This window comes from Pseudomonas sp. GM33, assembly GCF_000282295.1.
GTDB classification, from domain to species: domain Bacteria; phylum Pseudomonadota; class Gammaproteobacteria; order Pseudomonadales; family Pseudomonadaceae; genus Aquipseudomonas; species Aquipseudomonas laurylsulfatiphila.
In genome coordinates, this window is the sequence record NZ_AKJO01000090.1 from 79,391 (window position 1) to 93,169 (window position 13,779).

A 13,779-nucleotide genomic window follows, 5' to 3' on the forward strand; every position below is an offset into this window, starting at 1 on the left:
AGGACACTGACATCATGAACACGCAAGACGACCAGGCCCTGGCCGATGAGTGGGCCGCGGCCCTGGAAGAAACCGGTGATGCCGGGCAGGCCGACATCGACGCATTGCTTGCCGCCGATTCCGGCAATTCCGCGTCCAACCGTCTGCCAATGGAAGAGTTCGGCAGCGTGCCGAAAAACAACGATCCGGTCAGCCTCGAAGGCCCGAACCTGGACGTGATCCTCGATATCCCGGTGTCGATTTCCATGGAAGTGGGCAGCACCGAAATCAACATCCGCAACCTGCTGCAACTGAACCAGGGGTCGGTGATCGAGCTTGATCGCCTGGCTGGCGAGCCGCTGGACGTGCTGGTCAACGGCACGCTCATCGCCCACGGCGAAGTGGTGGTGGTCAACGAGAAGTTCGGCATCCGCCTGACGGACGTGATCAGCCCAAGCGAACGCATCAAGAAGCTGCGCTGAGTGAAAAAGTTTCTCGGAGCTGTGCTGGCGGGCGCGCTGGCCATGCCTATCAGCGTGCTGGCGGCCGAACCGGTTGCAACGGCGACCACGGCTGCCGCGCCGGCGGCGAGCAGCGGGGTGGCTGGCCAGCTGACGCAACTGGTGTTCGGCCTGCTGCTGGTGCTCGGGCTGATCTTCCTCCTCGCCTGGTTGCTGCGTCGGGTCCAGCAGGCCGGGCCGGCCGGCAAGGGGCAGGTGATCGAGATTGTCGGCTCCCGCGCGCTGGGGCCTCGCGACCGCCTGATGCTGGTGCAGGTCGGCAATGAGCAGATTCTGCTCGGCCTGAGCCCTGGCAGCATCACAGCGCTGCACGTCCTCAAGGAGCCGGTGCAGGTGCCGAGCACCGAGAAGCCGACGCCGGAGTTTGCGCAGCGCCTGCTGGAGATGCTGGGTAAAGATCAGAAGGATAAGAAGTAATGGGTGCGCTACGCATCGTCTTGACGCTGGCCTTGATGCTGGCTGCGCCGCTGGCATTCTCCGCCGATCCGCTGTCGATCCCGGCCATCACCCTGGGCACCAATGCGCAGGGGGCGCAGGAATACTCGGTCAGCCTGCAAATCCTGCTGATCATGACCGCGCTGAGTTTTATCCCGGCGTTTGTCATGCTAATGACCAGCTTCACCCGGATCATCATTGTCTTCTCGATCCTGCGCCAGGCCCTGGGCCTGCAGCAGACGCCGTCGAACCAGATCCTCACCGGCATGGCGCTGTTCCTGACCCTGTTCATCATGGCGCCGGTGTTCGATCGGGTGAACCAGGACGCCTTGCAGCCGTATCTGGCGGAAAAACTGACGGCCCAGGATGCGGTCGCCAAGGCGCAGGTGCCGATCAAGGATTTCATGCTCGCCCAGACCCGCACCAGCGACCTGGAGCTGTTCATGCGCCTGTCCAAGCGCACTGACATCGCGACACCGGATCAGGCGCCGCTGACCATCCTGGTGCCGGCCTTCGTGACTTCCGAACTGAAAACGGCGTTCCAGATCGGCTTCATGATCTTCATTCCGTTCCTGATCATCGACCTGGTCGTGGCCAGTGTGCTGATGGCCATGGGTATGATGATGCTCTCGCCGCTGATTATTTCCCTGCCGTTCAAGATCATGTTGTTCGTGCTGGTGGATGGCTGGGCATTGATCATCGGCACCCTGGCCAGCAGCTTCGGCGGTGTCTCGCCATGACGCCGGAAGTTGCGGTCGACATCTTTCGTGAAGCGCTGTGGCTGACCACTTTGATGGTGGCCGTGCTGGTGATTCCAAGTTTGCTGGTGGGGCTGTTGGTGGCCATGTTCCAGGCGGCCACCCAGATCAACGAGCAGACCCTCAGTTTCCTGCCGCGTCTGTTGGTGATGCTGGTGACGCTGATCGTCGCCGGGCCGTGGCTGGTGCAGACCTTCATGGAATACATCCAGCAGTTGTACGGCAGTATTCCGCAGGTCATCGGCTAAGCCATGTCATCGCTGCTGCAGTTGACGGATACCCAGATCAGCACTTGGGTAGCGACGTTCATGTTGCCGCTGTTCCGCATCGGTGCCTTGCTGATGGTCATGCCGGTGTTCGGCACCTCCCTGGTACCCAAGCGCATCCGACTGTATTTCGCCCTTGCCATCACCGTGGTCATCGCACCGAACCTGCCACCCATGCCGCCAGTGAGCGCGCTGGATTTGAGCGGGCTGCTGCTGATTGTCGAGCAGATCCTGGTCGGCGCGATACTGGGCTTCTCCCTGCAGCTGTTTTTCCAGGCTTTCGTGGTGGCGGGGCAGATTGTCGCGATCCAGATGGGCATGGGCTTTGCCTCGATGGTCGACCCTGCCAACGGTGTGTCGGTGGCGGTGATCGGGCAGTTCTTCACCATGCTGGTGACACTGATGTTCCTGGCCATGAACGGCCATCTGGTGGTGTTCGAGGTGCTCACCGAAAGCTTCACTACGCTGCCCGTCGGCAGCGGCTTGATGGTCAATCATTTCTGGGAGCTGGCCGGCAAACTCGGCTGGGTGCTCGGCGCTGCGCTGTTGCTGGTGCTGCCGGCGATCACCGCGCTGCTGGTGGTGAACATCGCGTTTGGCGTGATGACCCGCGCCGCGCCGCAGTTGAACATCTTCTCCATCGGCTTCCCGCTGACCCTGGTGCTCGGGCTGTTTATCGTCTGGGTCGGGCTGGCGGACATCGTTAATCAGTATCAACCGCTGGCCACGGAGGCCCTGCAGTTTTTACGCGAACTGGCAAAGGCGCGCTGAGTCATGGCTGAGAGCGAAAGCGGTCAGGACAAAACAGAAGACCCCACGGAGAAAAAGAAAAAGGACGCCCGTGAAAAGGGTGAGATTGCCCGCTCCAAGGAACTCAACACCCTGGCGATCATGCTCGCCGGTGCCGGTGCGCTGCTGGTCTTCGGCGGGGCGCTTGCCCAGGAGATGATGGACCTGATGCGCCTGAACTTTTCCCTGTCGCGCGACGTGGTGCTGGATCAGCGTGCGATGGGAACCTATCTGCTGCACTCGGGGAAGATTGCCTTGCTGGCGATTCAGCCGGTGATGATCACCTTGCTCCTGGCGGCGTTGATCGGGCCGATCTCCCTCGGCGGCTGGCTGTTTTCCGCCGGCACCATGGCGCCGAAGTTCAGCCGTATGAACCCTGGTGCCGGCCTCAAGCGCATGTTCTCGGGCAAGGCTGTGGCTGAACTGCTCAAGGCGCTGGCGAAGTTCTTCATCGTCCTGTTCGTGGCCCTTGTGGTGTTGTCGGCGGATATCGACGACCTGTTACGCATCGCCCATGAGCCACTGGACCGGGCGATCACCCACAGCCTGCAAGTGGTTGGCTGGAGCACGCTGTGGATGGCCTGCGGGCTGGCCATTATCGCCGCCGTGGATGTGCCGATACAGCTGTGGGAAAGCATCAAGAAACTGAAGATGACCAAGCAGGAAGTGCGCGACGAGCACAAGGACCAGGAAGGGCGGCCGGAGGTCAAGCAGCGGATTCGACAGCTGCAGCGCGAAATGTCCCAGCGGCGAATGATGGCCGCGATCCCCGAGGCGGATGTGGTCATCACCAACCCGACCCACTACGCTGTGGCCCTCAAGTACGATCCGGAAAAGGGTAATGCGCCGGTGCTGCTGGCCAAGGGCAGTGACTTCCTGGCCCTGAAGATCCGTGAGATCGCCGCGGCCAACGAGATCCTGCTGCTGGAGTCGCCGGCGCTGGCGCGCTCGATTTACTACTCCACCGAGCTGGAGCAGGAAATCCCCGGCGGGCTCTATCTGGCGGTTGCGCAGGTACTGGCCTACGTCTATCAGATTCGACAGTACCGGGCGGGCAAGGGCAAGCGGCCTGATCCGCTCAAGGATGACCTGCCGATTCCGCCGGATTTGCGCCGCGACTCCTGAGAGAAAATTGCTATCCAGGTCATTGGCCTTCTAGATCTGCAATCGATTTTGTCCCAGCGCGCGTACGCAATGCCTTTGCATGACTTGATACTGCTCTCCTGTTTCCAGGTTGGTTATTGGAGCGCGTGTGGGTTCCAGGTGAAGGACTGAAATTTTACTGCCTTGTTTAAATGGTAATGATTGTGAAAATGGCTGTGTTGGAATGTCACCACGGAGCTCCTGGCACAATAATGTATTGTTGTTTTCGTTGTGGATCCAGATAGCCAGGTAAATACTTGTGAAGTAACTATGCGGGATAACGGTTCCAGATTTTATTGTAATGATTTCGAGTTCCAGGTTGAACTCGATTTCTATTGCCGCTAAATCCGTCAAGCCATATTGGTGCCAGATAAATTTGTTGCCCGTAACTACTCTCGGATTTGTGTTTTGATGTGATAGGTAAAGATCTTTGTATTTGTCTTCGAGTTGTGCTTTTTTTATAGGGTTAAAAGAGTCTATGGCGAGGGAGATGTTATCTCTGCCTGAATGATGTTTGTGAAGAAAAAGGTGTGGTGCTTCTCTTAGTTTTGTCGCCATTTCTTCAATTCGAATTTCAAGGTTGTCCTCTACGGGAGTGTCAAGGTTTTTGTTTTTTAAACCTTGTCTGGTTAGTTCGAAGATGCTCAGTTTGTTGTCTTTGTCTATAACTGATGGGGTTTCTGGGGATATTTTGTTTCTGTCGGGTTCTTCGTGAAAAATTTCAAGGGTATAGGCGGGGCCGAACAGGATTTTATTAGTTGATGGGGTTTTGTTATCGCCCATTAATTCTTTGTGGAATACAATGTTTTGATTTCTATCCATTATGCTGATGGTTGTGAAAATTTTGCCTGGGAGTAATGAGTGTGGCTCGTTTGAGTTGATGTTGATAAAGGCGTGGTTGTATTCGTTGTCGACTTCAATTGAGGCGAATGTTCCAGAAAACCCGTTTAATTCTATGGTCTGAGTTGCGAGTGCCGTTCCTGCCCTGTGTTGGTGGGAAAGCCTGATAGTGTTTTTGGTGTCTGATTTTACTTCTATGTGAGTAGTGGTGATGCTTAACTTGCAGTCGATGGAGGATGGTGCTTGTAGTGTATATACCCCGATGGGCAGGTGTTCGAGAGTAATAGTGGGGGTCGTGACAGGTACTACAATGGAGAGATTGGTTCCATCTCTGAGTAGTATTTCCTGGTGGGATATTTGATTGAATAAATTTTCTTCTAATACCAGTTCTATGGAACCGGTCAGAGCAGTTGTTTTTAGTGTGATGGCATCGACTAATGCAAGGCGGCTGTTTAGCTTTAGTGTTTTTAGTATGTCATCAAGCTGTTCTTTTTTGACGAGTTTGTAAAGTGGGTATGCGGGCGCTCCGTTAAGGTAGTGATTGATGGTGTCATGCTTTTTGGATAAGGGGGTTTGTCCGAGTTCCAGCAACGGGGATATGTCGATGTTTGCTACTTTTGCACAGCTGCTGGCAATTAGATCCTGAAGGGGGTGGTTCTCTGGAAGAAATTCAGGCTCGCTGCTGAGTCTTCTATAATTCCTGTTAAGGTCAATGAAGGCGGATTTTTCTGCCTTGTCGATAATTAATGTCAAGTAGAATAGTCTGTGGTAGTCCATATACCAGGAGTTAACTGGTTGCTTGCTTTCGAATAATTCTTCGATGTCATTAAAAAATTTAACTGGGTCTCTATTGTACATGAAGCCAAATTTAAATATGTCCTCACCAAAATGTTTTTCCTGGAAGTAGTGGGAGTAAATATCGTTCCAGACCTCTCCGAGCCTTTGTATTGAGCCGTGGTTGATAATGTTTCCCTGATAGCCATGTCCGATTTCATGCAATACTATTAAGTCGTGTGCGTTAACCCCTATCCACAAGCCAGATGAGGGGAAAGATGCTGAGGTGTAGTTGTGGCTATAAGTGGCGAAACCTACTCCTGATGAATTGGCTTTCATGAAGTATCGATTGGGAGGGTTCTTGTCGGTAGGGGAATCAGGTGAAAAGGAAAGACCGGTCAGGCAATTGTAATATTCAAAAACCTCCTGGTACTCCGTTTCCATGCTTTGCAGTCCGGAGTTTTGATGGAAGAGCTCTAGTCTTGGTTTGTCAATTGCTGGAAATAATATGTCTGTGTACTGCGTTGTTATTAATGCGAAAGCTGATTGTTGTTCGTTCCATTGTTTGAAGAATTCATTGGCGTCCGTGCTGTGATTAAAAGTCGGTAGTATTGATGGCAGGGCGCTATATTCTATTTCGATATCAATGCTTGACGGTGTGGCGGTGTAGGGCGTGCTAATAAAGGGAACGCATTCGTGGGTAATGTTCAGTTCTGATTGGTTGTAGGAGATGGGGCTGTATTGCTCATTTTTTGCGTCGAAATTCAGAAGTTCTATTTGTAGGTTTTGTTCAAATGACGGATCCAGGTGTCTCAGTCGAATGGAGGTGTCCGGCTGTAATATGACGCCTAACGCCTGCTTGTCATGAAAAATGCCTTTGCTCATGCCCGTATTGATAATCCAGTTCGGTTTTTCCAGTGTATAAATTGTGAATGTCTGTTTTATCCTGGGGGCGTCCATCTTTTTATCTCACTCTACTGGCTAAGGGCGTAATTGTGTGCTGGATGGTATGCCTGTATTTAGTTGTATAAACCTGTAAAAAATGACAGTTTTATATATTGTTTTTGTCGGTTTTTTGCAGGTTTTATTTGGTGTGGAGATATGGGGGCACGCTCATTTCCAAGTCATGTCGAAATGACTTCCGTGCTTCTGGCAGGTTTTTGCGAAATTGGCAGCAGCTTTGCCCTGTCGCCGATGGCGGTGGGATTACGCGCGCTTCACCCGCTTTTATGAGCTTCCGCAAAAGTTGGAAAGCTTCTTGCAGTAGCCGCCCTGCGCCTGCTTCAGGCGTCAAAAGTTTGCTTTAAAGGAACGGGGAAAACCGGTGGATCGCTCTCAGTTAATCAACAGTGCCCGCAGCAACATTGCCGACCTCAGTCGGGGCAATCTGGGCGTGCCGCTGTTGCTGCTGGTCATGCTGGCGATGATGATGTTGCCGGTGCCGCCGTTCCTGCTCGACGTGTTCTTCACCTTCAACATTGCCCTGTCCATCGTCGTGCTGCTGGTGTGCGTCTACGCCTTGCGCCCGCTGGACTTCGCGGTGTTCCCGACGATTCTGCTGGTGGCGACGCTGTTGCGCCTGGCATTGAACGTGGCCTCCACGCGGGTGGTGATGCTCCACGGCCAGGACGGTCACGCGGCTGCCGGCAAGGTAATCCAGGCGTTTGGCGAGGTGGTGATCGGCGGTAACTACGTGGTCGGTATCGTGGTCTTCGCGATCCTGATGATCATCAACTTCGTCGTGGTGACCAAGGGTGCCGGGCGGATTTCCGAGGTGAGCGCGCGTTTCACCCTCGATGCGATGCCCGGCAAGCAAATGGCGATCGACGCTGACCTCAACGCCGGCCTGATCGATCAGGCCCAGGCCAAGGCCCGTCGCTCGGAAGTCGCGCAGGAAGCCGAGTTCTACGGTTCCATGGACGGTGCCAGCAAATTCGTCCGTGGTGACGCCATCGCCGGCCTGTTGATCCTGTTCATCAACCTGATCGGCGGCATGGCGGTCGGTATCTTCCAGCACAATATGACGTTTGCCGATGCCGGCAAGGTTTACGCACTGCTGACCATCGGTGACGGTTTGGTGGCGCAATTGCCATCACTGTTGTTATCGACAGCGGCCGCGATCATGGTGACCCGTGCTTCCGGTTCGGAAGACATGGGCAAGCAAATCAATCGCCAGATGTTCGCCTCGCCTAAAGCCTTGGCCGTTTCGGCCGGCCTGATGGCGGTGATGGGTCTGGTGCCTGGCATGCCGCATTTTTCCTTCCTGACCATGGCTGCACTGGCGGCCGGGGGGGCGTACCTGTTCTGGAGAAAGCAGAACGTTGCCAAGGTGCAGGCCCTGCAAGAGGTCAAGCGCCAGCAGGAGCTGCTGCCGTCGCCGGCCCGCGCCCAGGAAACCAAGGAGCTTGGCTGGGATGATGTGACGCCCATCGACATGATCGGCCTGGAAGTGGGTTATCGCCTGATTCCGCTGGTGGACCGCAACCAGGGCGGCCAGTTGCTGGCGCGGATCAAGGGGGTGCGCAAGAAGCTGTCCCAGGATCTGGGCTTCCTGATGCCGACCGTGCATATCCGCGACAACCTCGACCTGGCGCCGAGTGCCTATCGCCTGACCCTGATGGGGGTGATCCTGGCGGAGGCGGAGATTTACCCGGATCGCGAACTGGCGATCAACCCGGGGCAGGTCTACGGCACGCTCAACGGCATTACCGCCAAAGATCCGGCTTTCGGTCTGGAGGCGGTCTGGATCGAAATCAGCCAGCGTGCCCAGGCGCAGTCCCTCGGTTATACGGTGGTCGATGCCAGTACAGTGGTGGCCACCCACTTGAACCAGATACTCTACAAGCATTCCAGTGAACTGATCGGTCACGAAGAAGTGCAGCAACTCATGCAATTGCTGGCCAAAAGCTCGCCGAAACTGGCGGAAGAGTTGGTGCCGGGCGTGGTTTCGCTGTCGCAGCTGCTCAAGGTGCTGCAAGCGCTGTTGGCCGAGCAAGTGCCCGTTCGCGATATCCGCAGCATTGCCGAGGCCATCGCCAACAATGCCGCCAAGAGTCAAGATACCGCCGCGCTGGTGGCTGCCGTGCGGGTTGGTGTATCCCGTGCAATCGTGCAAAGCATTGTAGGTACTGAGTCGGAGCTGCCAGTTATCACGCTGGAGCCAAGGTTGGAACAGATATTGCTCAATAGTCTGCAAAAGGCAGGACAAGGCTCGGAAGAGGGCGTTCTGCTGGAGCCAAGCATGGCTGAGAAACTGCAACGCTCGCTGATCGACGCGGCGCAGCGCCAGGAGATGCAAGGTCAGCCGGTGATTCTGCTGGTGGCCGGTCCGGTTCGCGCGATGCTTTCGCGATTCGGCCGGCTCGCAGTCCCGGGTTTGCACGTGTTGGCTTATCAGGAAATCCCTGACAACAAGCAAGTGACCATCGTTGCGACAGTAGGGCCCAACGGCTGAGGTAGTGGTTTATGCAAGTTAAGCGTTTTTTCGCCGCCGATATGCGTCAGGCCATGAAGCTGGTTCGCGACGAGCTGGGCGCTGATGCTGCCATTATCGGCAACCGCCGGATTGCCGGGGGCGTCGAGCTGACGGCTGCGCTGGATTACAAGTTGTCGGCGCTGGCGCCGCGTGTTCCGAACATGGAGCTCGAAGACGAACTGCGCAAGACTCAGTCGCGGATCGTCACCGCCCAGGCCGAATTGAGCCTGCGCAGCGAGGGCGAGAGCGACAAGAGCTCCAACCGTCAGTTGTTCGCCGGCCTGCCGTTGACTGCCGCCGAGCCGTTGATCGAGCCGACGTACACCGAGCCCCGTCCTCCCGCACCGGCGGCTGCGCCTGCGGCCGGTGGCGTGGACCCGCGCGCGTTCGACTCGATGCGCTCGGAGCTCAACAGCCTGCGCGAACTCATGGAAGTACAACTCGGGTCCCTGGCCTGGAACCAGCTGCAAGGCAGCCGTCCGGACCAGGCCAACCTCTGGCGTCGCCTGCAACGCATTGGCCTGTCTGGCCCGCTGTCGCGCGACCTGCTGGCACGGATTACCGAAATCGAAGAGCCTCGTCAGGCCTGGCGCATGTTGCTGGCGCACCTGGCACGCATGATCGTTACTCCGGAAGTCGAGCCGCTGGAAGAGGGCGGCGTCATCGCCATGGTCGGCCCTGCCGGCATGGGCAAGACCACGACCCTGGCCAAGCTGGCTGCCCGTTACGTGCTCAAGTACGGCGCGCAGAACATTGCGCTGGTGAGCATGGACAGCTTCCGCATCGGTGCCCAGGAGCAACTCAAGACCCTGGGGCGCATTCTCAATGTGCCGGTGACCCACGTCGATCCGGGCCAGTCCCTGGTGCAGGCGCTGGATCCATTGCTGCGCAAGCGCGTGGTGCTGATCGATACCGCCGGCCTGCAGGCCAGCGACCCGGCCCTGCGCATGCAGCTCGAAAGCCTGGCCGGTCGTGGCATCCGCTCAAAAAATTATCTCGTGCTGGCAACCACCAGCCAGAAACAGGTTCTAACCGCCGCTTATCACAGTTACAAGCGTTGCGGGCTTGCCGGCTGCATCCTGACTAAACTGGATGAAACGGCAAGCCTGGGCGAGGTGTTGAGCCTGGCCATCAGTCATGAGCTGCCAGTGGCGTACCTGACCGATGGCCCGCGGATTCCGGATGATCTCCATCTGCCGCGCCGTCATCAGTTGGTCAGTCGCGCCGTCAGCGTGCAAATGCAGGAAGAACCCAGCGAAGAAGCCATGGCTGACATGTTCGCTGACATCTACCACAGTCCGACCAAGCAGGTTGGCTGAGGTATTCAATGAATAGTTTTTGTACCTACATCGATGGTCTGCCATGCATTGTTCCGTTTGTGAACGCGCAGCCAGTAATGTGGCCTCCGTCTATGCAAGACAAGGTAAAGAAATAACATGGGCAGCATGCATCCTGTACAGGTGATCGCGGTGACCGGCGGCAAAGGTGGCGTCGGGAAAACTAACGTGTCAGTGAACTTGTCCCTGGCTTTGGCTGAGCTTGGCCGGCGCGTCATGTTGCTGGACGCCGACCTGGGACTGGCGAACGTCGACGTTCTGCTGGGCCTGACACCCAAACGTACCCTGGCCGACGTGATCGAAGGCCGCTGCGAACTGCGCGATGTACTGCTGCAGGGGCCAGGCGGCATCCGTATCGTTCCGGCCGCCTCCGGCACACAGAGCATGGTGCATCTGAGCCCTGCGCAACACGCAGGCCTGATCCAGGCCTTCAGTGATATCGGCGACAACCTCGACGTCTTGGTGATCGACACCGCTGCGGGCATTGGTGAGTCGGTCGTCAGCTTCGTTCGCGCAGCCCAGGAAGTGCTGCTGGTGGTGTGCGACGAGCCGACTTCGATCACCGATGCCTACGCCTTGATCAAGTTGCTCAATCGCGACTACGGCATGAACCGCTTCCGCGTGCTGGCCAACATGGCCCAGAGCCCGCAGGAAGGGCGCAACCTGTTCGCCAAGTTGACCAAGGTCACGGATCGCTTCCTCGACGTCGCCCTACAATACGTCGGCGCGGTGCCCTACGACGAAAGCGTGCGCAAGGCTGTGCAGAAGCAGCGTGCCGTCTACGAGGCCTTCCCGCGTTCCAAATGCTCGCTGGCGTTCAAGGCCATCGCGCAGAAGGTCGATACCTGGCCGCTGCCTGCCAACCCGCGCGGGCACCTGGAGTTTTTCGTCGAGCGTCTCGTGCAGCAAACAGCAGGACCTGTGCTATGACAGCCAGCGGTTACAACCTCTACAAAAAATCGGCTCGTGATGCGCAGTACGAGCTGATCGAGCGTTACGCGCCGCTGGTTAAACGCATTGCTTACCACTTGCTGGCGCGTTTGCCGGCCAGTGTCCAGGTCGAAGACCTGATCCAGGCCGGGATGATCGGCCTGCTTGAGGTATCGACCAAATATGACGCCAGCAAAGGCGCGAGTTTCGAGACGTACGCGGGCATTCGAATCCGCGGCGCCATGCTCGATGAAGTGCGCAAGGGGGACTGGGCGCCACGTTCGGTTCACCGCAATACGCGCATGGTCAGCGACGCCATTCGCTCGATTGAAGCGAAAACCGGCCGTGACGCTAAAGATCACGAAGTTGCGGCCGAACTCCAATTGAGTCTCGACGATTACTACGGAATTTTGAACGACACCCTGGGCAGCCGGTTATTCAGTTTCGACGATCTGTTGCAGGACGGCGAACACGAAGGGCTGCACGAGGATGGCGCGAGTGCTCATACCGAGCCGTCACGCGATCTGGAAGATGAACGCTTCCAGGCTGCGCTGGCGGATGCGATTGCCAATTTGCCGGAGCGTGAGCGACTGGTGTTGGCGCTGTACTACGACGAAGAGTTGAACCTCAAGGAAATCGGTGAGGTCCTGGGGGTCAGCGAATCTCGGGTCAGCCAGTTACACAGCCAGTGCGCGGCCCGCTTGCGGGGGCGTTTGGGGGAGTGGCGAGCGCGCTGAAGGCAGTGTGGGGACACTGCGAAAGAGGCGGGTGTGGTGTTGAACTGCGCCGGTCCCGATCTGTTGTGCTCCAGACAGTCATTGAGTGCTTTGCCGGATTGATTGAAATGGCGCGCCCAGGTGCTGGGCGCGTTTAAGACTGCTTGGAGGTCGAATTGGACAAGAACATGAAAATCCTCATCGTTGATGACTTCTCAACGATGCGGCGGATCATCAAGAACCTGCTGCGAGACCTTGGGTTCACCAACACCGTCGAGGCCGACGATGGCACTACCGCCATTCCGGTGCTCAACAGCGGAAGCATCGACTTTCTGGTAACGGACTGGAACATGCCGGGCATGACCGGTATCGATCTGCTGCGCCACGTGCGTGCCGATGAAAGGCTCAAGCACCTGCCGGTGCTGATGGTGACCGCTGAAGCCAAGCGTGAGCAGATCATCGAAGCGGCCCAGGCCGGCGTTAACGGCTATGTGGTCAAACCCTTCACGGCTCAGGCGTTGAAAGAAAAAATCGAGAAGATTTTCGAACGCATCGGTTGATGACTGCGCCACGGGGGAGCTATGGGCAATAACGAAACTTCATTGGGCGATTTTGAGTCGACCCTGAAAAAACACGCCGTCGAATTGGTCGCGAGCCTTGAAAAAGGCAAGTTCGGCGACGCGGTGCAATTGATCCATGAGCTCAACCAGACCCGTGACCGCGGCCTGTATCAGGAAGTGGGAAAGCTCACTCGCGAACTGCATAGCGCGATCGTCAATTTCCAGATTGACCCGCACATGCCGCAAGCCGAAGAAGTGTCGCAGATCACCGACGCCACTGAACGTCTGGGCTATGTGGTCAAGCTGACCGAGGCCGCGGCCAACCGCACCATGGATCTGGTGGAGAATGCCACGCCGCTGGTCAACAGCCTGGCGGATGAAGCTCAGGCCTTGAGCACGGACTGGGGGCGCTTCATGCGTCGTGAAGTCGGCGCTGAAGAGTTTCGTGAACTGGCCCGGCGGGTCGACGGTTTCCTGGTGCGCAGCGGCACGGACAATCGCGCGGTGTCGGGGAACCTGAACGACATCCTGCTCGCCCAGGATTACCAGGACCTCACGGGGCAAGTGATCAAGCGTGTGACCCAATTGGTCACCGAAGTTGAAAGCAACCTGCTCAAGCTCGTGCTGATGGCCAGTCAGGTGGACCGCTTTGCGGGCATCGAACATGACCGTGAAGCGATGCTTGCTGAAAAAGATCCACAAAAACATCTCTCTCAGGGTGAAGGTCCGCAGATTCATGCCGATAAAAGAGAAGACGTTATGTCCGGTCAGGACGATGTGGACGATTTGCTATCCAGCCTGGGATTTTAGAGTTTCAGGTTTTTTGGGTTTTTAGACCTTTAGGAGCACCCCCCTGATGAGCTTCGGCGCCGATGAAGAGATCCTTCAGGATTTCCTGGTTGAGGCCGGCGAGATTCTAGAGCAACTGTCCGAACAACTGGTCGAGCTGGAAAGCCGTCCGGATGATGCGGATTTGCTCAATGCAATTTTTCGCGGTTTTCACACTGTAAAAGGGGGCGCCGGCTTCCTCCAGCTCAACGAGCTGGTGGAGTGCTGCCACATCGCCGAGAACGTGTTCGACATCCTGCGCAAGGGTGAGCGTCGCGTCGATTCGGAACTGATGGACGTGGTTCTCGAAGCGCTGGACGCGGTGAACAGCATGTTCAGCGAAGTCCGCGAGCGCAGCCCGGTCACGGCTGCGACACCTGAGCTGCTGGCGGCGCTGGCCCGTCTGGCCGAGCCGCAATCGGCTGGGG

14 protein-coding genes are annotated in these 13,779 nt (G+C 57.0%); 13 read left to right on the forward strand and 1 reads right to left on the reverse strand.

The window, feature by feature from the left end:
• The first annotated feature begins 14 nt into the window (after window positions 1–14).
• The 6 genes from fliN to flhB are packed head-to-tail and all read left to right on the forward strand — an operon-like array spanning window position 15 to window position 3,873.
• Complete coding sequence (fliN, locus tag PMI26_RS13220; RefSeq protein ID WP_007975349.1) at window positions 15–461, forward strand: flagellar motor switch protein FliN; 447 nt, start codon at window positions 15–17, stop codon at window positions 459–461.
• Window positions 462–503: 42 nt separating this feature from the next.
• Window positions 504–917, forward strand: a complete 414-nt coding sequence (gene fliO / locus PMI26_RS13215; protein ID WP_443200846.1) for a flagellar biosynthetic protein FliO — start codon at window positions 504–506, stop codon at window positions 915–917.
• Window positions 917–1,675: a flagellar type III secretion system pore protein FliP gene (fliP, locus tag PMI26_RS13210; RefSeq protein WP_007975353.1), complete on the forward strand. Its 759-nt coding sequence runs from the start codon at window positions 917–919 to the stop codon at window positions 1,673–1,675. The genes fliO and fliP overlap by 1 nt, the downstream gene beginning before the upstream one ends.
• Window positions 1,672–1,941 (forward strand): flagellar biosynthesis protein FliQ, encoded by a 270-nt coding sequence (gene fliQ / locus PMI26_RS13205; RefSeq protein ID WP_007975354.1) that lies wholly within the window; start codon window positions 1,672–1,674, stop codon window positions 1,939–1,941. Before fliP ends, fliQ begins: the two co-directional genes overlap by 4 nt.
• Before the next feature lie 3 nt (window positions 1,942–1,944).
• Window positions 1,945–2,730 (forward strand): flagellar biosynthetic protein FliR, encoded by a 786-nt coding sequence (gene fliR / locus PMI26_RS13200; RefSeq protein ID WP_007975355.1) that lies wholly within the window; start codon window positions 1,945–1,947, stop codon window positions 2,728–2,730.
• Window positions 2,731–2,733: 3 nt separating this feature from the next.
• A complete protein-coding gene (gene flhB / locus PMI26_RS13195) occupies window positions 2,734–3,873 on the forward strand; it encodes a flagellar biosynthesis protein FlhB (protein WP_007975356.1) in 1,140 nt (379 codons plus the stop codon).
• A 30-nt stretch (window positions 3,874–3,903) separates the two neighbouring features.
• Here flhB and PMI26_RS13190 read toward each other — a convergent pair whose 3' ends face one another.
• A complete protein-coding gene (locus PMI26_RS13190; RefSeq protein ID WP_007975357.1) occupies window positions 3,904–6,465 on the reverse strand; it encodes a putative mucin/carbohydrate-binding domain-containing protein in 2,562 nt (853 codons plus the stop codon).
• Window positions 6,466–6,829: 364 nt separating this feature from the next.
• On the opposite strand from PMI26_RS13190, the gene flhA reads away from it, so the two are divergent.
• The 7 genes from flhA to PMI26_RS13155 form a co-directional block, all read left to right on the forward strand.
• Window positions 6,830–8,959 carry a flagellar biosynthesis protein FlhA gene (flhA, locus tag PMI26_RS13185; RefSeq protein ID WP_007975358.1) on the forward strand — a complete coding sequence of 710 codons (2,130 nt, stop codon included), beginning with the start codon at window positions 6,830–6,832 and terminating at the stop codon, window positions 8,957–8,959.
• An 11-nt stretch (window positions 8,960–8,970) separates the two neighbouring features.
• Complete coding sequence (gene flhF / locus PMI26_RS13180) at window positions 8,971–10,299, forward strand: flagellar biosynthesis protein FlhF (RefSeq protein ID WP_007975359.1); 1,329 nt, start codon at window positions 8,971–8,973, stop codon at window positions 10,297–10,299.
• A gap of 117 nt (window positions 10,300–10,416) precedes the next feature.
• Window positions 10,417–11,247, forward strand: a complete 831-nt coding sequence (gene fleN, locus PMI26_RS13175) for a flagellar synthesis regulator FleN (RefSeq protein ID WP_007975361.1) — start codon at window positions 10,417–10,419, stop codon at window positions 11,245–11,247.
• Window positions 11,244–11,984 carry an RNA polymerase sigma factor FliA gene (gene fliA, locus PMI26_RS13170; protein WP_007975362.1) on the forward strand — a complete coding sequence of 247 codons (741 nt, stop codon included), beginning with the start codon at window positions 11,244–11,246 and terminating at the stop codon, window positions 11,982–11,984. Before fleN ends, fliA begins: the two co-directional genes overlap by 4 nt.
• A gap of 167 nt (window positions 11,985–12,151) precedes the next feature.
• Complete coding sequence (locus PMI26_RS13165) at window positions 12,152–12,523, forward strand: chemotaxis response regulator CheY (protein WP_007975363.1); 372 nt, start codon at window positions 12,152–12,154, stop codon at window positions 12,521–12,523.
• A 21-nt stretch (window positions 12,524–12,544) separates the two neighbouring features.
• Window positions 12,545–13,333, forward strand: a complete 789-nt coding sequence (locus tag PMI26_RS13160) for a protein phosphatase CheZ (RefSeq protein ID WP_007975364.1) — start codon at window positions 12,545–12,547, stop codon at window positions 13,331–13,333.
• Between the two features lie 46 nt (window positions 13,334–13,379).
• Window positions 13,380–13,779: Hpt domain-containing protein (locus tag PMI26_RS13155; protein ID WP_007975365.1), on the forward strand; the 400-nt coding region annotated here is incomplete at its 3' end.